Origin of the sequence: Desulfallas sp. Bu1-1 (genome assembly GCF_015594625.1) — a bacterium.
Taxonomy (GTDB): domain Bacteria; phylum Bacillota; class Desulfotomaculia; order Desulfotomaculales; family Desulfallaceae; genus JADNRQ01.
Genome location: NZ_JADNRQ010000105.1, coordinates 1 through 260 on the forward strand (window position 1 = coordinate 1; position 260 = coordinate 260).

Below are 260 nucleotides of genomic sequence, written 5' to 3' on the forward strand. Positions count from 1 at the left end.
TGGAACTCTCCGGCAAATTTATGCAGTGCCTTCGGGTAAGGAACAGCGAATCCTTCCGGCCAGGGTTCGGGTTGGCCGAAATAATTGACGTTGGCCAAAGCTACACCGTCCGGGTTGGTGTCCATGCCCAGGTAGCCCCGGTTGGGATTGGTCACCGGTTCAGGTGCTGCTATGGTGAAGGTAATGTGCACCCTGTACCGGCCGTCCCGGCCTTTGATTAACTCGATATTATAAGAAGTGCCGGAAAGAAGCAGTTCCCA

At 54.6% G+C, this 260-nt stretch carries 1 pseudogene; it reads right to left on the bottom strand.

What is annotated here, in order from left to right:
* Nucleotides 1-260 (bottom strand): annotated as a pseudogene (locus IT084_RS17840) (IS200/IS605 family accessory protein TnpB-related protein); the annotation flags it as partial.